We start from the raw sequence: 19,402 nt of genomic DNA on the forward strand, positions 1-19,402 counted from the left end.
GGTCAATCCGGCAATCGGCGGATCAGATCGTCGAACACCGAAACATCAAAACGCCGGGGGTTATCCTCCGGCGTTTTTGTTTTCACTTCGCCAATAAGAGCATCCGTTTCCGGAAAGCCCCACCGAACGCAACCGGGCAATGCACCTGACATTGCAGAAAACCAGTCGATCAAATGCGGTTGAAGCGCAAGATGTTGGTCAAAATTGCCACGCCGTCGCGTTGCATCGCCTTCTTTCTGGGCGCGCGCGATTTCTGGCTCAATGCGTTTGACGAAGTACAAGTCGGCAAAACCCAGCCGGCGTTCCGATATCGCATCACGCACAAACGGCACCGCAATTTCGAATTTGTCCGGCCAATGAAAACCGGCCCTCTCCATACACCATGAATAATGCACCTTCATCGGGTCGGTATCGCAAATTGCAAAGCCATGCTTCGCTTCAATTTCTTGCGAGAGTTGAAACCGGAATGCGTTGTGATCCGCCCAAAAACGCGCGTGATCCTTTAGCGGATCATCCGGTCCCGGCCTTTCCCCTTTGGCCTCGATTTCTGGCAGCCACCGGCCTTCGCCGAATTGGCGCGCAAAGGTGGTTTTACCGGCTGCGCTGATCCCTTCTGCTACAATGATCATGGCTCAAACGCCTCACCGCCTTAGCCGGCAAAAATCGCCATCAAGCGCGGTGTCCAATAGCCCGCGATATTCGGTGCAACGCGCATCGCCATCGCGCACCAATCCGAAATCCGGGTTGTCCATCTGCGCCATCGGAACAAATGCGACAGGGCACGACACCGGCACCAATTGCGACCCCTGCCCAACTTGCAATGTCGATAACAGGCCGAACATCCGCCTTTCCCGCGTGGCGCGTCCCAACATGATCATACGGTACTGACCTGCCTCGCTTGTCATCAAATAAGTGTGGCCCGATAAATGCGGCATGGAGACAAACCCAGCCTGTTCAAAGGTTGCGTCCACCCGATCGCTTTCGGCGAAGACCAGATGCCCCTTCGCGCTGCTCCAGCGGATTTGAGTGCGATAGGCATAGACGGCGTTCTCCTCACCGAAGCTGGCGCGCAGGGTGAGGTATTCCCCTTCGATCCATTCAACCGCTTGCCGGACATATGATCCCATTTCAGGCGGGGCTAGCGCCGGCCCAGCCGGTTCCACCTCCGCTTCGCCCCGAAGCGATGAACCCAACGCCTCTTCCAACCGGACAATAGTGGCCAATGTGAATGGCCGCCGGCCCGACATCGCTTTTTCTAACGTCGAAATGCTCAAACGCGCCGTTTCTGCCAAACCGGCGCGCGAAAGGCGCCGACGCGCAATTTCTTCCTTTAGGCGAAACGCCACCTGCGCATTGTCAAAGTCACTCATGAAACTCGCATACCCCATCGTTCATCCCCTGTCTTGTTTCAATCCGCACAAAACCGCACACATCCGCACAATTCCTCAAATCGCTACCGACCTGTCCGCATAAGTGGCGGAAATCGGCCTTTCTTGGCCATGGCGCGCCGCCACTCGTCGCCGATAAGGGGATAGATGTAGACGATGAATGGAGGCTTACATGCGACGAATTGCAGGATTTCCTGATAGAGATGGGCTGGTGGTTATGCTTATTTTGGGGGTGGCTGCGCTGTTCGCGGTGACCATTTCAACTCTATCTTCTAGGGCAACGGCCAACCCCATCGGCAATGTGACCGCGCGCACCGGAACACCCGATGAGCCAGCCCAAAGAAGCCCTATACCGGCGTCATCGCAAGGCGGTCTAATCCTTCGCGGGACCGGCAATGTTGCTACCCAAATTCCGGCTGTTCGGCTGGGCACCGACATTGTGGCTAACGTGTCGGGCCAAACCGCGCGCGTCATCGTAACACAGGCGTTTCGCAACACATCCGATCAATGGATGGAGGCGACCTATCTCTACCCCCTGCCCGACAATGGAGCGGTCGACACGCTCAAAATGGTGGTCGGCAGCCGCATCTTTGACGGCGTGATCAAACCAAAGGAGATCGCGCAGGAGATGTATGAGGAAGCCAAGGAGAACGGCCAAAAGGCAGCTCTTGTCGAACAACATCGGCCCAACATGTTCCGCAATTCCATCGCCAATGTCGGTCCCGGTGAAACGGTTCTGGTCCAGATCGAGTTTCAGGCCCCCATCGCTCAGGTTGCCGGGGATTATTCCCTACGCATGCCATTGGTCGTTGGGCCACGCTATTTGGCGGGCAACGACAACGGCGGGTCAGACACAACCACAGGATCGCTTTACAATGCGGCACTTCTTGTCGGGGCCGCTGACCTAACCGCACCAACGGCGGATCCCGATATGGTTGCCCGCGCCGGTGGAGGATTGAACCCGGTGTCGATCACCGTCAATCTTGACCCCGGTTTCACAGCAGGGGCAATCTCAAGCCCCTATCACGCCATCAATATTGCCGGGGAAGGACCAACTCGCACCGTCTCTTTGGCCGACGGATCGATCCCAGCAAATCGCGACTTCGAATTGCGATGGAGCGCAAGTGGAGGCGCACCGGAACTGGGCCTGTTTCGGCAAACGCATTCTGAATTGGATTATGTGATGGCGACAATCACCCCGCCCTCTGCGCAAACAGCGCGCGAAGCACCGCCGCGCGAGATGGTGTTTGTGATCGACAATTCTGGCTCGATGGCTGGCGAATCCATGCCCGCCGCACGGCGCAGCTTGCTCTACGCCTTGGAAACACTGCGCCCGCAGGACAGTTTCAACATCATCCGGTTTGACGATACGATCACCAATCTCTTCGGCGCGTCTGTGACTGCCAATGATCGCAATCTAGCGCGGGCAAAGACATTCACTCACGCGCTAAACGCCAATGGCGGGACCCAGATGCTCCCTGCTCTCCGCGCTGCGCTGGACGATCAATTTGGTCCCCGCCGAGACGGCGCAGAAACGACATCAGTGCGCCAGATCGTCTTTCTCACCGACGGTTCGCTGTCGAATGAGGCTGCAATGATGGAGGAAATCAATCAGAATCGCGGTCGAAGCAGAGTTTTCATGGTCGGCATTGGTTCTGCGCCAAACTCCTTTCTGATGCGACGTATGGCAGAAGCTGGGCGCGGCACGTTCACCCATGTCGGCATGGGCGAAGAGGCCGAGCATCAAATGCAACGTCTCCTCAGCCGCTTGGCCCAGCCCGTTGTCACCGACCTGACTGCGCGGGTCGAAGGCGGCAACATTGATTTTGCCCCACGCCAACTTCCAGATCTCTATGCCGGGGAGCCGGTAGTCCTTCTGGGTCGAACCCGTCATTTGCGGGGCACTTTGACGGTCAGCGGTACTATCGAAGGCGAAAGGTGGAGCCACAGCCTCGACCTAGGCGAAGCAACGCCTAGCGACGTGGTCGCCAAACTTTGGGCCAACCGCAGAATTGCCGAAGTGGAAGCCGAACGTTGGTCGGGACAAATGTCGCATGCCCTTGCTGATACTGCGATCGAGGAGTTGGGAATGGATTTTCACCTAGTCACATCCCGGACCAGCTTGATCGCGGTGGATGACACGCCAAGCCGCCCGGACGGGGCTCAGTTGACCCGCGAGGAATTGCCGTTGCTGTTGCCGGCGGGTTGGGATTTCGATCATCTGTTTGGCACCCATGCCGCGATGGGATCGCGCGATATGCCGATCGAAAGCGAGAAACAGCGCCAACGACTCGAACTTCCCAACACCTCCACTGGGTACAGGCTCACCCTAATGCTGGGCCTAATGATCCTGCTGCTGGGATTGGTCGGGGCCGGCCGTGAACGGATCCTGAGGCGGCTGGTTTCGCATCGCCTTCTGCGGGCGGCCGGCTGATGGATGCCGCTCTACCCACCCCCACCGCATATGGGCGCGTCGCAAAGGAAGGAGTAGTCCGGCGCGCCCTTAGTCGGTGGGTTTTCATCGCCGCCATTGTCGCCGGTGGGGTATTGATCGCTCAATCATTGTACATCCCGGTCAAGGCACAAGTCGCTCAGGTTCTATTGGCGGAGGCTTTTGACGAAGGGCTCGCCACGAGAACGCCGGTCAAACCGTGGAACTGGGCCGATACCGCGCCAATTGCTCGGGTGAGCGCGCCCAGATTGCGAGAAAGTGAGATCGTGCTTTCGGGCGGATCAGGCGAAGCAATGGCCTTCGGTCCCACCGCTTTGATTGACGACAGATCAAAGGGGATGACGGTCCTTGCCGCACATCGCGACACGCATTTTGAATTCGTGCAGCATTTGTTGATCGGGGATGACGTTTGGTTGGAACGGATCGATGGAAGCACCGCCAATTTCCGCGTCGCGCGCGTTGAGATTGTGCGTTGGGATGAATTCTCCCATCCGACCGACGGTCGGGTTCAAGGCGTAACAGGCATGATCGCGCTGACCACCTGCTATCCGTTTGATAGCGATGAAGCTGGCCCACTGCGCTACGTTGTTTGGGCGCATGCACATCCGGATAACTAGGCCCCAATGCTGCAAGGATAGCTGGCGACCAATTTCCGCGATTGCGAAGGTCGAAACGGGTGCCTATTTTCAGTTCTATGGCATCGAACATCATACGGCGCGTCGCCCGCCTCCTTGCCCAGGCCATTTTATGGTTCGTCGGATTGAGCCTTATTCTTGTGATCGCGTTCAAGTGGATACCTGTGCCGGTGACCGCGACCATGGTGATGGATGAAAACAGCATCACCAAAGATTGGGAAAACCTTGCCAACATTGATCCCAATTTGGTCGCGGCGGTGATCGCGTCGGAGGATTCCAAATTTTGCGACCATTGGGGATTCGACACCGAGGCCATCGAACAAGCCGCACGTGACAACGCCAAAGGGGGGCGCATTCGCGGCGGCTCCACCATCAGCCAACAAACCGCCAAAAACGTGTTCTTGTGGCAGGGCGGCGGCTATCTCCGCAAAGCGTTGGAAGCTTGGTTTACGTTTTGGATCGAGAAAGTCTGGGGCAAAGAGCGCATAATAGAGGTCTATCTCAATGTCGCAGAAACCGGGATAGGCACCTACGGCGCCGAAGCCGGGGCGCAGCGTTATTTCGGCCATTCCGCCGCCCGGCTTAGCCCTGATGAAGCTAGCCGTATGGCCGCTGCATTGCCCCAACCCAAAAAGCGCGCGGTGATCAATCCCAGCGGCTGGCTCGCGCGCCATGGAAACTCAATCGAACGCCGGATTGCGATCGTTCAACGTGACGGACTGGATTCCTGCGTCTACGATTGAACGCTATGGGACACTCTCACGGGCATATGGGTCATCATGATCACGGACATGGACATGGGCACGCCCACGGACATAGCCATGCACCCGCGGATTTTGGTCGTGCCTTTGCGATAGGGATTGTGCTTAACGCTGGGTTTGTCGTCGTCGAAGCCGCATTCGGGTTTTCCTATGGTTCAATGGCATTGGTCGCGGATGCAGGTCACAATCTGTCCGATGTGCTCGCGCTAATGCTGGCTTGGGGTGCAAGCGTCGCGGCAAAACAAGCACCATCGGGTCGGTTCACCTACGGATTTAAGAGCTCGACGATACTCGCCGCCTTGGCAAACGCCTTGTTGTTGGCGGTCGCGGTCGGGGCGATCCTGTTCGAATCCATCCGCCGTCTTTTCGAACCCAGTGAGCCCCAAGGCATGGTTATGGTTGTGGTTGCCAGCGTCGGCATCTTGATCAACGCCGTGACCGCTTGGCTGTTTATGCGCGGACAAAACGACCTCAACATTCGTGGTGCCTATCTCCACATGGCGACCGATGCACTGGTTTCGGCCGGAGTTGTCATCGCGGGATTGGCCATCATTCTATCCGGTTTTTGGTGGATTGATCCGCTTGTAAGTTTTGCAATTGTTGCAGTGATCGCGTGGGCAACGTGGGGGCTCGCTAAAGACAGCATAACAATGGGCTTGCTTGCAGTTCCCGCAAGTATTGACGTCGGCGAAGTCCGGGCGCATTTGGCATCGCTAGAAGGGGTGGACGCCGTGCACGATCTGCATATCTGGCCAATGTCGACAACAGAGACCGCGCTAACCGCGCATCTCGTGATGCCGAACGCAACCGCAGGCGGATCGTTGCAAGACGGCGCAGGTCAAGCAAACGCAGATTCGTTTTTGCACGACGTTACCGATACTCTGCAAGAACGGTTTGGCATTGGTCATGTCACGATCCAAATCGCGCGCGACCCAAAAAATTGCGGGATAGGATGCTGATGTCCGACACGTCAAAAAACAACGCCGCAGACGCCGCATCGGCGGCACGCGAACAATTGCGCGCGGCGATGGTACGCCTTGCCGATGGCGACAGCGCGGCACTTGAAGAAATATATGCCGCTACCCGAGTGAAACTCTTTGGAATTTGCTTCCGTATCTTGGGGGATAGAAAGGAAGCCGAGGACGCTTTGCAAGACGTCTATGTGAATTTGTGGCAGCGCGCCGACCGGTACGACCCAACACGGGCGAGCCCGATTTCGTGGCTGGCTACTTTTGCACGCAACCGCGCAGTGGACCGACTGCGGACTGGCAAAGTCCGTGGCGGAGCGGTCCCGGTTGAAGAAGCGAACCCGCTTCCCGATTCCGCACCCTTGGCCGATATGTTGTTGGTGGATGCGGAGAAAACGGCACAAATTCACACCTGTTTGGGCGGACTGGACGAAAACACACAAAACCACATCCGCAGCGCGTTTTTTGATGGCTACACCTATGCCGAATTGGCCGAGCACGCCGATGTGCCTTTGGGTACAATGAAGAGCTGGATCCGACGCGGCTTACAAAAACTGCGTGCCTGCCTCGAAGCGAGTGAGGTGGCATCATGAGCCAGGATCCTACCAACACCCCACAAGATGGCGCCGCCGATATCACACGCGACGATCCGATGATCGCGGCGGAATACTCGCTCGGCCTTCTTGAGGGCGAAGAATTGATGGCAGCGCGCGGGAAAGTCGCAACGGATAAGGACTTCGCCTGGCGCAAAGATTGGTGGGACAATTGGTTCGTTCCACTAACGGACGACGTCACGGCCATGGAACCCAGTTCCGATGTCTGGGCGCGCATTGATGCGGAAGTGAACGCTCAGATTAACACGCCCGACGGCGCCGAAATCGTCGTTTTGCAATCGCGTCTGACACGGTGGCGTTGGACCGCCGCCATCACATCGGCGGCGGCTGCTTTGATGCTTGCCGTGATATTGACAGTGCCCGGCAATCAAACAGCTCCTAATGATCCCGTTCTCGCCGCTGCCGACCCCTTGGTGGCTCAGGTGCCAATCGGCGACACCGGATTGCGGTTGGATGTGACCTATATGCCCGAAAGTGAACAAATGTTGGTTGGGGCCATCGGCCTAACGGCAGATGGTGTTCACGATCACGAATTGTGGTTGGTCCCAGCGGATGGCAGCGAATTGCAATCGCTAGGCCTGGTCTCACCCGGCGAAGTCATCGCGACCCAGCTTTCAGAAGAGATTGTTGGCAATATGGGCGACGGGGTTTCGATTGTCCTGACACGCGAACCAATTGGCGGAAAACCGGAAGGTGATGCGGCCGGTCCGGTTGTTGCCGAAGGGGCGTTCTCTCAGGTGTAATCAACGTCATTCTGGCGTACGGATCACTGTGAGGGTCCGTCGACCAAAGACGCAAAATCGCAATTTTAAAATAAATTTGCACATCTCCGCATCCGCTTTGCGACACAAAGCGTAGCTTCTGCGCAAGATCGGGAGGGCTTGCCTTAACTAAGGAGATCCCAATGCCTATCCCTACAAAGCCACTTAAGACCGCCCTTCTCGCTGCTGTGGCTGCGACAACTGGTTTGGCGGCGATTGCCACCACGCCGGTATCCGCGCATCACCACAACTCGGCGAACCAATCGCCGAACATTGTGCAAACCGCACAAAGCACCGGCGTCCATGAAACATTGGTCGCAGCAGTTGTTGCCGCCGATCTGGCGGGCACATTATCAAACCCCGGCCCCTTCACCGTGTTCGCGCCGACAGACACCGCTTTTGCTAAATTACCTGATGGCACCGTCGCAACATTGCTGCGTCCAGAGAACAAAGGTCAGCTAACTAACGTGTTGGTTTATCATGCAGTTTCCGGTTCGGTGACGTCATCGGATTTGGTCAACCTGATCAACCGCCACGGCGGCGAAGCCACCATCGAAACGCTGGCTGGCGTTGAGCTTACGGCACGGCTTTCGGGTGATACGATTGTTATCACTGATGCCGCAGGCCGGGCCACCGCAGTGACCACAGCCGACGTGAACACATCAAATGGAATTATTCACGTGACTGATGGCGTCTTTCTGCCGGGCTGAACCGTAGCTTTGCTTAGATAGCGCCGCTCTGCCGTTCCCCTCCCAATTACAAGGGGTGGCGCTACATCCCGACCCCGTCCGATGCTCCTCCAAGTATCGGGCGGGGTTTTAACTTTCATGGGTTCAATTCGTGGGAATCCAGCGACTCATCTTCACGTTGAGCATATGGATCAGATTTGGATCCATGAGCTCAAAACCATCGGGAATATCAAGAACAACCAGCCGCTTGTCCTTCAACGCAGCGCGATGCTTGTCTTGCAACTTCTTGCGGTGAGGACGCTCCATCACAAAGATATAGTCCGCCCATTCGATCAATTCGTCGGACAATGGCGTTTCGGCGTCTCTGTTTGTGCCCGCAGACATCGTGCAGATACCTGGCAGATCAGCAAAGATTGCTCAGCCGTCGGGGTACGCAGCCGGTTCTGGCTGCATACAAACAAGTAATTGCGTTCTACCAACAGGCTCCAGTGAGGGGGTTAAGCCGCCTCTTCCTTAGCCTCGCCGCCGTGAACTTGGATGGGTTCTTTTTTGCCCGCAACCACGTCTTCGTCGATCACGATCTCTGTTACACCATCCATGTCGGGCAAGTCGAACATCGTATCGAGCAAGATCGCCTCAACAATGGAGCGAAGTCCGCGAGCGCCTGTTTTGCGCAAGATTGCCTTTTCCGCGATTGCTTTGAGCGCCTCTTCGGTAAAGGTCAGCTCAACATCCTCAAGCTCAAACAGCTTGGCATATTGTTTTGCCAAAGCGTTTTTCGGCTCCCTCAAGATCGTAACCAGAGCATCGACATCAAGATCATGCAGCGTTGCGATGACCGGCAAACGGCCAACGAATTCAGGGATCAGGCCAAATTTCAGCAGATCTTCTGGTTCGCTCTGCTCAAGCAGTTCACCAATATTGCGCTTGTCCGGGTCGGCAACATGCGCGCCGAAACCGATGGAGCGTTTTTGCAGACGGTCCGCGATGATCTTATCAAGACCCGCAAACGCGCCGCCGCAAATGAACAAGATGTTGGTCGTGTCCACTTGCAAAAATTCCTGCTGAGGATGCTTGCGGCCACCTTGTGGCGGCACCGACGCGGTCGTGCCTTCCATAAGCTTCAGCAATGCCTGCTGCACACCTTCACCCGAAACATCGCGCGTGATGGATGGATTTTCTGCCTTACGCGTGATCTTATCAATTTCATCGATGTAGACGATGCCATGCTGTGCCTTCTCGACGTTGTAGTCGGAGGATTGCAGCAGTTTAAGAATGATGTTTTCAACATCTTCACCGACATAACCCGCCTCGGTTAGGGTCGTCGCATCGGCCATTGTGAACGGCACATCAAAAGTGCGCGCCAATGTTTGGGCCAGCAAAGTCTTACCCGTACCGGTTGGGCCAACCAACAGGATGTTGGATTTCGCCAGTTCGACTTCGCCCGATTTACCCGAATGTTTCAGGCGCTTGTAATGGTTGTGAACCGCCACGGACAGGTTCCGCTTCGCAGAGTTCTGACCGATGACATAATCATTGAGTGTCGCAAAAATCTCCGACGGCGTAGGGACTTCGCCCTCTTTCTTGCCGGCGATCCCTGCTTTTGTCTCTTCGCGGATGATGTCATTGCACAGCTCAACGCATTCATCACAGATGAAGACCGTAGGCCCTGCGATCAATTTGCGCACTTCGTGCTGAGACTTGCCGCAGAAGCTGCAATATAGGGTGCTTTTGCTGTCAGATCCGCTCAATTTGGTCATTCCTATTGTCCTCAAATCCGGCCAACGCATGCGAAGATGGGCGCGCGCGGATTCGGCAAGTGTATCCTCACTGCCAGATGAATCAACATATGGCTGAGGGTTTTGGGTCCAGTTAAGTGCTTTTCATGCACCATTATTGCCTGAATAGCGCATGATGCCTGAAGGATTGGTAAGGACGTCCCGAGTTGGGCCGGTTTTTCAGAAGGCGTTAGCGCGCCGATCAACGATCAAGCCCGCCACCCCAAGCACAATCACTCAGGAGCGCCGCCCGAACCTTTTTCATCTTCGGATTCTTCTGATTCCGGTCGTGTTTCAAACACTTTGTCAACCAGACCGAATTCCTTGGCCTCTTCCGCCTCAAGGAACGTGTCGCGGTCCATCGCATCTTCGATAACCTTCAACGTCTTGCCCGTGTATTTCACATACAGATCGTTCATCCGGGATTTGATGCGCAGAATTTCGCGCGCCTGAATTTCGATATCCGACGCCATGCCGCGCGCACCGCCTGAAGGTTGGTGGATCATGATCCGTGAATTGGGCAATGCTACGCGCATGCCAGGCTCACCGGCCGCCAAAAGAAAGCTGCCCATCGACGCCGCTTGTCCCATGCACACCGTCGAAACGCGTGGTTTGATGTATTGCATCGTATCATGGATCGCCATGCCGGCGGTGACCACGCCACCGGGCGAATTGATGTACATCGAAATGGGTTTGGATGGATTTTCGCTTTCAAGGAACAACAATTGTGCCGTGATCAGCGACGCCATGCCGTCTTCGACTTGGCCGGTCACAAACACGATGCGTTCGCGCAAGAGCCGCGAGAAAATGTCGAAGCTGCGTTCACCGCGGCTGGTCTGTTCAACCACCATCGGCACCAATGCGCCGGTCAATGGATCGGTCGTAAACTGACCCTGTGTGCCGTGAGTTTCGCCATCATTGCCGAACAAGTTGATCATGAATGCAGTCCTTTTAATTCCGAATGAAACATGTCGGACGCGCCCGCCACAGTTTCAAGGGGGCGCAGCTATACCTTTGGGGAAAGCTTTGCCGATTGTCCCGATTTTGTCGCGCTTTTTGCCACCAGATTGGTCCGTTCGGGAAAGAACGCGCCCAAAAGGCCCGGTTGTTTGCGCACTTGAACCACATCTGTCTTGCCGTTGAACAGCAATCGGATGAGGCCGAACCGTCGCACGACCCCTTCGTGAATGGCAATGACAGTGGCGGCGGCCACAATGGTGAGTATCGCAAATTCAATCCCAATCGGCCAATCCACATCGACCAACATCCGCCCGTAAATATACACGAAACAATGGTGGAACAGGTACATCGACAGCGCACAATCGGCGAGCCACGTGGTGCGCGGACCACCTTCGTTAAAGAAGCGGTGGAAGAATTGTAGGATGAACAGAACCAAGGTCCAGATCGATAGCTGATTGAGGAACAGCATGGTCAAGCCGACCACAAGAGTTTGATCCGGGTTTGCATAGGGTTGGAAATAGAGCGCCGCGGCAGCGGCAAGCGGCATCCACCACCGCCATTGAACCAACGCGTTGAGCAATCGCGGCGACAAAGCGGCCATCACACCGATGACAAAGAACGGAAATTCGCCTGTCAATTTGTACCAGCTTTGAAAGCCCGGCACGATCAGATCGTATGCTCCAGGCACCATACTGGCAGAGGCGTAATTCGCCGTGTTGGCCGCCGCGAGGACGATCAAGCCGAATGCAAAAGGCACAGTGCCCGCAATCAATCCCCCAAACCAATCCGCCACAGAAACAGCGAATCCACGCGCCCTTGAATTCGTCGGGACAATGGTTTGAACCGCCATCGCCAACACGAACATTGGGATCAAACTGACAAGGAACCACAGGTGCAATTGCCAAGTGCCCCCGACCCACATGTCGACAAAGGCGGGGGATCCGACCCAATCCAGAACACCAGTTGCGCCGCCTCCGTTGGATCCAGATGCATCAACCCAGCGTAGGTAGTGTTCGACCATGTTGAATGTCAGCGCCACGCCGATCAAAGGCACCGCGGTTCGCAAGAACCGGTTCCAAAGAAAGTCCCCTGCGCTGCGCCGCGACAGCAGCAAGACAGCAAAGAACCCACCAACAAAGAAAAAGGTCGGCGTCACGAAAAGGTGAAATCCAAAAATCAACCAATCGAAGAAATCTGCGCGGGCCGTATTTGCAGTGATCCATGGCCGCGCAGGTGCGTAGACCGTGCCTGCATGCAATGCGACGGATAGGAACATCAGAACCGAACGCGCACCATCAATATCGTGATAGTGTTTGCGCGGTGCACCGATCGTTTCAGGGGTCGTCATCGGAAGGTGGCTCCAAAAGGGGCAATGTCGCGGTGTCTAATTTCGCAGAGCCATAGTGCAAAACCGTTACCAGCCGCTTTACCGATCACGAGGCTCAGCTCACATATCCGCGCCTGTTGATCCGCCACTTGCCATGATGGCAGCATTTGTCGCAGGATGCTGACATGGACAAACAATCATTGATCACGCCTCTCTTCGCTGGCGCATTGCTCGCTTCAACCGCCCTAGTGACTGGCGCAATGCCCAGCTTCGCGAACGCTCAGGACAATCCACAATCAGAAGGTGACGCAGCCGAAGCGGTCGAACAATCGCAGATGCACACTTCTTTCGGTGAAACGATGGCGGTGACCGAATACATTCTGCGTATTCAGGCGCTCGACGATAACGGCCCGATGTTGAACGCAGTGATTGATTACAATGTCGAAGCCCCTGTCGAGGCACGCCGTCTCGCATCAACCGGCATCCTGCGTGGGCGCAGCATTCTGGTGAAAGACAATATTGAGACGAGCGAATTCGCCACAACAGCCGGAAGTTTGGCCTTGGCGCAAAACATGACGGCGCGCGATGCGCCACTGATCGCCAATATTCGCGCAGCGGGCGGAGTCATTCTGGGTAAGACGAACCTTTCCGAATGGGCGAATATTCGCAGCAACAATTCAACAAGCGGGTGGAGCGCGGTCGAGGGATTAACACGCAACCCCCACGCCGTTGATCGCAACACATGCGGATCATCATCAGGCAGCGGGGCAGCGATTGCCGCCGGTTTCGCATGGGCAGCGATTGGGACCGAGACAAACGGGTCCATCACTTGCCCAGCCTCTATCAACGGGGTTGTCGGGTTTAAACCCAGTGTTGGCTTGGTCAGCAGAACCCATATTGTTCCCATTTCCTCCACCCAAGACACCGCCGGTCCGATGACAAAAAATGTCTATGACGCGGCTCTGTTGTTGTCGGCTATGTCCGGTGAAGACAGCGCAGACAGCGCCACGATCGGTGCACAGCGGATCACAGACTACACCGCTGGCTTGCGCGAATTTTCGTTGGAGGGTGTGCGGATTGGCGTGATGCGCGACCAAGTGGGCAGCAATGAATCGGTAGAAGCCGTTTTCAACGCCGCGCTCTCCGATTTGGAAGAGGCGGGTGCGATTTTGGTCGACATCAGCTTTGAACCGAATCCACAAATGTATTCCGACAGCTTCACCGTGCTCCTATATGAATTGCGCGAAGAGATGGGCAAATATCTGGCTTCGATCCCAGAATTTGACGAAGGGGAAACTCCCCGTTCGCTCGCAGATATCATCGCATTTAACGACGCCAATGCAGCGACCGAAATGCGATGGTTCGATCAAGGTATCTTTCAAACCGCACAGGCAACCACAGACCAAGAGACCTACGAAACGGCCCGCGCCAATGCCATTCGCATTGCAGGCGAAGAAACACTCGACGTGCTTCTATCGGACAACGACGTGCAGTTCTTGGTCGCGCCAACACGAGGCCCCGCTTGGATGAGTGATCTAGTGCTGGGCGATCATTTCAACGGGTCGATTGGTTTCGGATCACCCGCCGCCATTGCTGGGTATCCGCACCTAACTGTGCCGATGGGGTCGGTCGAAAACCTGCCTGTCGGCATCAGCTTTTTCGGCGCACAATGGGCCGATCACGATGTTTTGAAAGCCGGCGCCGCATATGAAAGGGCCCGGACAGCAACGCTGCCCGAGCCCTCATTTCGTCGTTGGAGACCGGCCCGATAGGGCAGATCTGCCGAATTAGTCAGCTTTCTTTGCCGGTGCCTTTTTTGCCGCTGGCTTCTTTGCAGGAGCCTTTTTGGCTGGGGCTTTTTTGGCAGCAGGCTTGGCGGCAGCCTTGGCCGGTGCTTTCTTAGCTGGAGCCTTCTTCGCAGGCGCTTTCTTAGCCGCAGGTTTTGCGTCCGCGTCGGCTTTCTTGGCCGGTGCTTTTTTCGCTGCTGGTTTCTTGGCCGGTGCCTTCTTCGCAGCCGCTTTCTTCTTTGGAGCAGCTTTGACTTTCTCGACCTCGGCTTCTTCGTCCGCTTCGATAGCCGCCTGCAATTCTTCGACAGTCACTTCGCGTTCGGTCACGTCCGCTTTGTCAAAGAGAAAGTCGACGACCTTGTCTTCGTACAATGGCGCGCGCAATTGTGCCGCAGCCATCGGATCTTGCTGAATATACTGCATGAACCGTTCGCGATCTTCTTCGCGATATTGCTGCGATGCCTGTTGGACCAACATCGACATCTCTTGCTGAGTGACTTCGACGCTGTTCGCTTGTCCGATTTCCGACAAGAGCAAGCCCAAACGCACGCGGCGTTCGGCAATGCCGCGGTAATCGTCTTTTTCTTCCTCGATCTGCTTCAAAGCCGCTTCGGGATCTTCTTCCTTCGTCGCTTCTTGCTGAAGCTGAGCCCAGATTTGTTCAAATTCCGCATCAACCATGGTCGCAGGAACTTCGAAGTCGTGGCCAGCAGCCAATTGATCCAACAACGAACGCTTCATTTGCGTGCGAGTGAGACCAGCGGTTTGCTGTTCCAATTGACCTGACATGATCTCACGCAGCTTGTCGATGCTGTCGAGGCCAAGGTTCTTGGCGAATTCATCGTCGATCTTGGTGTCGGTTTCTACCTTCACCGCTTTCACGGTTACGTCGAAAGTCGCTTCCTTACCGGCGAGGTGTTCTGCCTGATACTCCTCAGGGAATGTCACAGTGATGGTTTTTTCATCACCGGTCTTCGCGCCGACCAATTGTTCTTCAAAGCCTGGGATAAATGTACCCGAACCGATGACCAAAGCTGCGTCTTCGGCGGCGCCGCCTTCAAATGGCTCCCCGTCAAGTTTACCAAGGAAGTCGATGATCAATTGGTTGCCGTCGGCAGCCTTCTTGGTTTTGGCCGCGTCTTTGTAGCTCTTGTTTTGACCGGCGATGCCTTCGATCGCTTCGTCGATTTGAGCGTCGGTCACTGGAACGACCAGCTTTTCAAGCTTCAGATCGTCCGTGCTTGGCGCTTCAACAGTCGGGAGCACTTCGAGCTCAACCGAAATTTCTGCGTCTTTGCCTTCTTCGTAATCTTCGTTCAGCGAAATCGCAGGCTGCATTGCGGGACGAAGATCTTCGTCTTTCAGCAAACCGTCGACCGATTCGCGAATCGTATCGTTCAATGTTTGTGCGTGCAGCTGTTCGCCGTGCATTTTCTTGACGAGATTCGCAGGAACCTTGCCCGCCCGGAAACCAGGCATCTGCACTTGCGGTGCAACCTTCTTGATTTCTGCGTCAACTTTAGCGGCAATTTCGCCAGCCGTGATGGTGATCGAATAGGCGCGCTTGAGCCCTTCGTTTGTGGTCTGCTTGGTTTGCATAGGATTTACACTAAAGCCTTCTTGAGCAAGGTATCACATAGTCCGAATATACACCGCCGCCGGGGCGAATTGGTGCGGGCGAAGGGACTCGAACCCCCACATCTTACGATACTGGTACCTAAAACCAGCGCGTCTACCAATTCCGCCACGCCCGCAGCCCCGAACGAAGCCGCGCGGGAGAGCCTAAAAGCCCAACCCGCGCGTATAACGTAGCGGGCCTGTATCGCCGCTTGGATGAAAGGGCAAGTGGAACGCGCTTGTTTCGCGTGCATCACACGATTAAAGGGCCGGATATGAGCGAAGAAACAAAAAACGACACCCCGCCCGATCACCTTTCGGTTAATCCACGCAGCCCGCATTTCGATGCGGAAACGTTGCAGCGTGGAATCGGCATCCGTTTTAAGGACCGCGTGCGGAACGATATCGAAGAATATTCTATCACCGAAGGCTGGGTCCGTGTCCAAGCGGGCAAAACTCTCGATCGCAAAGGTCAGCCGCTGACCATCAAGTTGACCGGCCCGGTTGAAGCCTGGTTCGAAGACTTGGGCGACAATCCCCCTATTGCCAAAAAGGACTAAAGGGGCTGCTCGCTTGCCATGTGGCGAGTGAAGCGCCACTTTTCGTGCAAGTTATGAAACCTCAGGTCATCATCATCGGTCGTCCCAACGTGGGCAAATCCACCCTGTTTAATCGGCTGGTGGGTAAGAAACTTGCGCTTGTTGATGATCAACCGGGCGTAACGCGAGATCGGCGTCTCGGCGATGCCGAAATTGCCGGTCTTCAATTCACCGTCGTCGACACCGCAGGCTGGGAAGACGAAGATGAACTCACTCTGCCCGGCCGGATGCGCAAACAAACAGAGGCCAGCTTAGAGGGCGCGGACGCGGCGATGTTCGTGATTGATGCGCGGGCGGGTCTGACCCCTCTCGACAATGAAATTGCGCGGTACTTGCGCGAAAACGACGTCCCGATCGTTCTGGTCGCCAACAAAGCAGAAGGCGCAGCCGGAGAAAGCGGCGTTTTCGAATCCTATTCGTTGGGCTTTGGAGAGCCGGTTGCCATATCCGCAGAGCATGGAGAAGGTATTGCAGACCTATTCCAAGGCTTGTGGCCAATTATTGGCGAAAAGGCCGACGCCGCCGAAGAGGCCGCGCAATATGCCGATGAGTTCGGAGACGACGAAGAGGAAGAGAGACCCGCAGGCCCCTTAAAGCTCGCCATCGTTGGCCGCCCGAACGCCGGTAAATCGACATTGATCAATCGACTCTTGGGCGAAGACCGATTGTTGACCGGTCCCGAAGCAGGGATCACGCGCGATTCGATTGCGATCGATTGGATCTGGCACGATCCCAAGGCCGCAGCCGACGAAAACGGCAATGTAAACAGCGAACGAGAAATTAGGCTGATCGACACAGCGGGCATGCGCAAGAAACGCAATGTCACCGAGAAGCTTGAAAAGCTTTCGGTTGCGGATGCCCGGCGCGCAGTGGATTTCGCGGAGGTTGTGATCCTGTTGCTCGATGCGACTCAGGGACTGGAGCACCAAGATCTCAAAATCGCCGCCCACGCGCTTGAAGAAGGGCGCGCCTTGATGGTGGCGATCAACAAGTGGGACATTGCAGGCCAAGGCGGCAATGACACGCCCAGCGGCCTTTTCAACGGGATCAAGGGCGCGTTGCACGATGGTCTTGCGCAGGTACGCGGCGTTCCGTTGTTCGCGGTCTCTGCAAAAACCGGCAAAGGGCTCGACACCATGCTCAGCGCCGCATTTGAATTGCGCCAAAGTTGGTCAAAGCGTGTACCGACCGCCGCGCTGAACCGCTGGTTTGACGATGCGCTCGACGCCAACCCCCCGCCTGCGCCTGGCGGCCGACGGATCAAACTGCGTTATATCACCCAAGTCGGAACGCGCCCGCCGCGTTTTGTGGTTTTTGGCAGCCGGCTCGATGACTTGCCGACGAGCTATGAACGCTATTTGGTGAACGGTATCCGAGCCAAACTTGGCTTTGATGCAGTGCCTGTTCGGGTCACGTTGAAATCGCCCAAGAACCCCTACAACGCCAACAAAGGCGGAGGCGGGAATTATTCCAGCGGATCGAACAAGACATGATCGTCGACATTCTAAGCGCCGGAATCGCGACCGACCTATTGGAACGCACCGCCTCCACGGCTCGTGTGCAGCAAGCGGTAGAGCTTAGTCTGGCGCCGGCATTTTTATTGGTGGGTATTGGCAGCATCATGAATGTAATGATGTCGCGTTTGATCTGGCTAGCCGGCCGGATAGAGCGGTTGGCCGATCCGGTGAACGGCGCGTGCGAAGTGAGCCATGCCAAGGAGCTCGCATGGTTACGAATGCGACGGAAGTTTGCCCGGATGGCGATCAAGTTTTCGACCGGTGCTGGCGTTGTCATTAGCATCGTGATCGCGGTGCTGTTTTTGTCCGCCTACATTGAAACACCGATCGGTTCTTTGGTGGCGATATTGTGGGTGGCTACGATCGGCCTGTTGATCACAGGTTTGATTTATTTCCTTCGCGAAACTTTATTGGCGGCCGATGGGTCGGCCAAGATGGAACCGTAAGACCGCGACGTCGAACACGAAAAAGGGCGGAGCAGACATGCCCCGCCCCGTAAAACCGTTACGCAAATTCCCGGTTGCTTATTACTCAGCGACCGATTTGGATTGAAGCTGAACGTAGTTTTCTAAACCCATTCTCTCAATCATGTCGAATTGCGTTTCGAGGAAATCGACGTGTTCCTCCTCGTTGGTGAGGATGCCGTTGAACAGATCGCGGCTGACATAGTCGCGTACGCTTTCACAATAAGCGACCGCATCGCGCAAAAGCGGGATAGCGTCTTCTTCCAACGCCATATCAGCCTTTAGAATTTCAAGGACCGTTTCGCCTACGCGCAAATTGTGGATCGCTTGAAAATTGGGCAATCCATTAAGGAACAGCACACGCTCGGCCAATTTGTCGGCATGCTCCATCTCTTCGATGGATTCTTTGCGCTCATAATCGGCAAGCTTGGTCACACCCCAATCATCAAGCACACGGTAATGCAGCCAATATTGATTGATCGCAGTCAGCTCATTGGTGAGAGCCTTGTTCAAAAATTCGATTACTTTTGGATCGCCCTTCATGACGGTGTCCCCTAATTTCGGTGGTCCGCGCCAGAGGGATATCCGCGCGGCTGTGAGCCTATAAATAGGAGTTACAACCACACTATTGCAAGGGGGGTGTCAAAATTTTTCTTTAAAAATCAACGCGTTGCGACACGTTCGCAGTTGCGGGTAGCGAGTCTATATTGCGACTTTTTCGCAAGAAAACATGGCCGCACAACCGGCCCGCTCTTGATCGATAATTTCTCCTGCCTTCCCAAGGCATTGCCCACAATTGGGCCGTTTTCCAAGAGCTGCATACACCGATTCAGCGTTGCCGCCCGACTTCAGCGCGGCAGCGCGCAGGTCGGTTTCGCGAATTGCATTGCAAATGCAAGTATACATGGGGCGCTAATCACTCCTGCGAATCGTTTGCACAACCTATTTATGCGAATTAATCTCAATAGCAAGCGAATTTCGCCATGCGATGGCGCGATTATCCGATAACTCACAGCGGCTTTCACCACCATTTCCTGTTGCTCCGCGCAATTCGGACCGTAGACTGGATGCGATTCATGATG

General features: G+C 55.6%; 20 protein-coding genes and 1 tRNA gene. 11 read left to right on the plus strand and 10 right to left on the minus strand.

Annotated features, from left to right (window positions below; translation table 11 throughout):
- Positions 1–2: 2 nt before the first annotated feature.
- Entirely contained in the window at positions 3–629 is a 627-nt protein-coding gene (locus tag BQ8290_RS01490) for a hypothetical protein (protein ID WP_108787022.1), read from the minus strand.
- Positions 630–641: 12 nt separating this feature from the next.
- Positions 642–1,370 (minus strand): helix-turn-helix domain-containing protein, encoded by a 729-nt coding sequence (locus BQ8290_RS01495; protein WP_337660891.1) that lies wholly within the window; start codon positions 1,368–1,370, stop codon positions 642–644.
- A 235-nt stretch (positions 1,371–1,605) separates the two neighbouring features.
- Here BQ8290_RS01495 and BQ8290_RS01500 point away from each other — a divergent pair, with 235 nt between their 5' ends.
- The 7 genes from BQ8290_RS01500 to BQ8290_RS01530 all read left to right on the plus strand — a co-directional run bounded on the left by BQ8290_RS01500 (position 1,606) and on the right by BQ8290_RS01530 (position 8,289).
- A complete protein-coding gene (locus BQ8290_RS01500) occupies positions 1,606–3,822 on the plus strand; it encodes a marine proteobacterial sortase target protein (RefSeq protein ID WP_108787026.1) in 2,217 nt (738 codons plus the stop codon).
- Positions 3,822–4,457 carry a class GN sortase gene (locus BQ8290_RS01505; RefSeq protein ID WP_108787028.1) on the plus strand — a complete coding sequence of 212 codons (636 nt, stop codon included), beginning with the start codon at positions 3,822–3,824 and terminating at the stop codon, positions 4,455–4,457. Before BQ8290_RS01500 ends, BQ8290_RS01505 begins: the two co-directional genes overlap by 1 nt.
- A 77-nt stretch (positions 4,458–4,534) precedes the next feature.
- The gene (gene mtgA, locus BQ8290_RS01510) at positions 4,535–5,218 is read left to right on the plus strand and encodes a monofunctional biosynthetic peptidoglycan transglycosylase (protein WP_108787030.1); all 684 of its coding nucleotides are present in this window, start codon (positions 4,535–4,537) and stop codon (positions 5,216–5,218) included.
- 5 nt (positions 5,219–5,223) lie between these two features.
- The gene (locus BQ8290_RS01515; RefSeq protein WP_108787032.1) at positions 5,224–6,195 is read left to right on the plus strand and encodes a cation diffusion facilitator family transporter; all 972 of its coding nucleotides are present in this window, start codon (positions 5,224–5,226) and stop codon (positions 6,193–6,195) included.
- On the plus strand, positions 6,195–6,797 hold the full coding sequence (locus BQ8290_RS01520) for a sigma-70 family RNA polymerase sigma factor (RefSeq protein ID WP_108791725.1): 603 nt from the start codon (positions 6,195–6,197) through the stop codon (positions 6,795–6,797). The genes BQ8290_RS01515 and BQ8290_RS01520 overlap by 1 nt, the downstream gene beginning before the upstream one ends.
- Positions 6,794–7,561 (plus strand): anti-sigma factor domain-containing protein, encoded by a 768-nt coding sequence (locus tag BQ8290_RS01525; protein WP_108787034.1) that lies wholly within the window; start codon positions 6,794–6,796, stop codon positions 7,559–7,561. Before BQ8290_RS01520 ends, BQ8290_RS01525 begins: the two co-directional genes overlap by 4 nt.
- Positions 7,562–7,722: 161 nt before the next feature.
- Positions 7,723–8,289, plus strand: coding sequence for a fasciclin domain-containing protein (locus BQ8290_RS01530; RefSeq protein WP_108787036.1), 567 nt, complete (start codon positions 7,723–7,725; stop codon positions 8,287–8,289).
- 123 nt (positions 8,290–8,412) lie between these two features.
- Here the strand turns inward: BQ8290_RS01530 and BQ8290_RS01535 are convergent, their stop codons facing one another.
- The 4 genes from BQ8290_RS01535 to BQ8290_RS01550 all read right to left on the minus strand — a co-directional run bounded on the left by BQ8290_RS01535 (position 8,413) and on the right by BQ8290_RS01550 (position 12,354).
- Positions 8,413–8,652 (minus strand): phosphotyrosine protein phosphatase, encoded by a 240-nt coding sequence (locus tag BQ8290_RS01535; protein ID WP_337660892.1) that lies wholly within the window; start codon positions 8,650–8,652, stop codon positions 8,413–8,415.
- Between the two features lie 113 nt (positions 8,653–8,765).
- Positions 8,766–10,028, minus strand: a complete 1,263-nt coding sequence (gene clpX, locus BQ8290_RS01540; RefSeq protein WP_108787038.1) for an ATP-dependent Clp protease ATP-binding subunit ClpX — start codon at positions 10,026–10,028, stop codon at positions 8,766–8,768.
- A gap of 251 nt (positions 10,029–10,279) precedes the next feature.
- On the minus strand, positions 10,280–10,984 hold the full coding sequence (locus BQ8290_RS01545) for an ATP-dependent Clp protease proteolytic subunit (protein ID WP_108787040.1): 705 nt from the start codon (positions 10,982–10,984) through the stop codon (positions 10,280–10,282).
- 68 nt (positions 10,985–11,052) lie between these two features.
- Entirely contained in the window at positions 11,053–12,354 is a 1,302-nt protein-coding gene (locus BQ8290_RS01550) for an acyltransferase family protein (protein ID WP_108787042.1), read from the minus strand.
- A gap of 164 nt (positions 12,355–12,518) precedes the next feature.
- Between BQ8290_RS01550 and BQ8290_RS01555 the strand changes: the two genes are divergently transcribed.
- A complete protein-coding gene (locus BQ8290_RS01555) occupies positions 12,519–14,105 on the plus strand; it encodes an amidase (protein WP_337660893.1) in 1,587 nt (528 codons plus the stop codon).
- Between the two features lie 15 nt (positions 14,106–14,120).
- On the opposite strand, the gene tig is transcribed toward BQ8290_RS01555, so the two are convergent.
- Both tig and BQ8290_RS01565 read right to left on the minus strand, forming a co-directional pair.
- Positions 14,121–15,722: a trigger factor gene (tig, locus tag BQ8290_RS01560; protein WP_108787044.1), complete on the minus strand. Its 1,602-nt coding sequence runs from the start codon at positions 15,720–15,722 to the stop codon at positions 14,121–14,123.
- A gap of 70 nt (positions 15,723–15,792) precedes the next feature.
- Positions 15,793–15,877, minus strand: a tRNA-Leu gene (locus BQ8290_RS01565).
- 138 nt (positions 15,878–16,015) lie between these two features.
- Here BQ8290_RS01565 and BQ8290_RS01570 point away from each other — a divergent pair.
- Genes BQ8290_RS01570 through BQ8290_RS01580 form a run of 3 tightly spaced genes read left to right on the plus strand, consistent with a single transcriptional unit; the run spans position 16,016 to position 18,302 of the window.
- Positions 16,016–16,300: a DUF3297 family protein gene (locus BQ8290_RS01570; RefSeq protein ID WP_108787047.1), complete on the plus strand. Its 285-nt coding sequence runs from the start codon at positions 16,016–16,018 to the stop codon at positions 16,298–16,300.
- A 53-nt stretch (positions 16,301–16,353) separates the two neighbouring features.
- Positions 16,354–17,832, plus strand: a complete 1,479-nt coding sequence (gene der, locus BQ8290_RS01575) for a ribosome biogenesis GTPase Der (protein ID WP_108787049.1) — start codon at positions 16,354–16,356, stop codon at positions 17,830–17,832.
- On the plus strand, positions 17,829–18,302 hold the full coding sequence (locus tag BQ8290_RS01580) for a DUF2721 domain-containing protein (RefSeq protein ID WP_108787051.1): 474 nt from the start codon (positions 17,829–17,831) through the stop codon (positions 18,300–18,302). Before der ends, BQ8290_RS01580 begins: the two co-directional genes overlap by 4 nt.
- 81 nt (positions 18,303–18,383) lie before the next feature.
- Here BQ8290_RS01580 and bfr read toward each other — a convergent pair whose 3' ends face one another.
- Complete coding sequence (gene bfr, locus BQ8290_RS01585) at positions 18,384–18,863, minus strand: bacterioferritin (protein ID WP_108787053.1); 480 nt, start codon at positions 18,861–18,863, stop codon at positions 18,384–18,386.
- A 159-nt stretch (positions 18,864–19,022) separates the two neighbouring features.
- Positions 19,023–19,226 (minus strand): (2Fe-2S)-binding protein, encoded by a 204-nt coding sequence (locus BQ8290_RS01590; protein ID WP_108787055.1) that lies wholly within the window; start codon positions 19,224–19,226, stop codon positions 19,023–19,025.
- Between the last annotated feature and the right edge of the window lie 176 nt (positions 19,227–19,402).

This window comes from Erythrobacter sp. Alg231-14, assembly GCF_900149685.1.
GTDB lineage: Bacteria > Pseudomonadota > Alphaproteobacteria > Sphingomonadales > Sphingomonadaceae > Erythrobacter.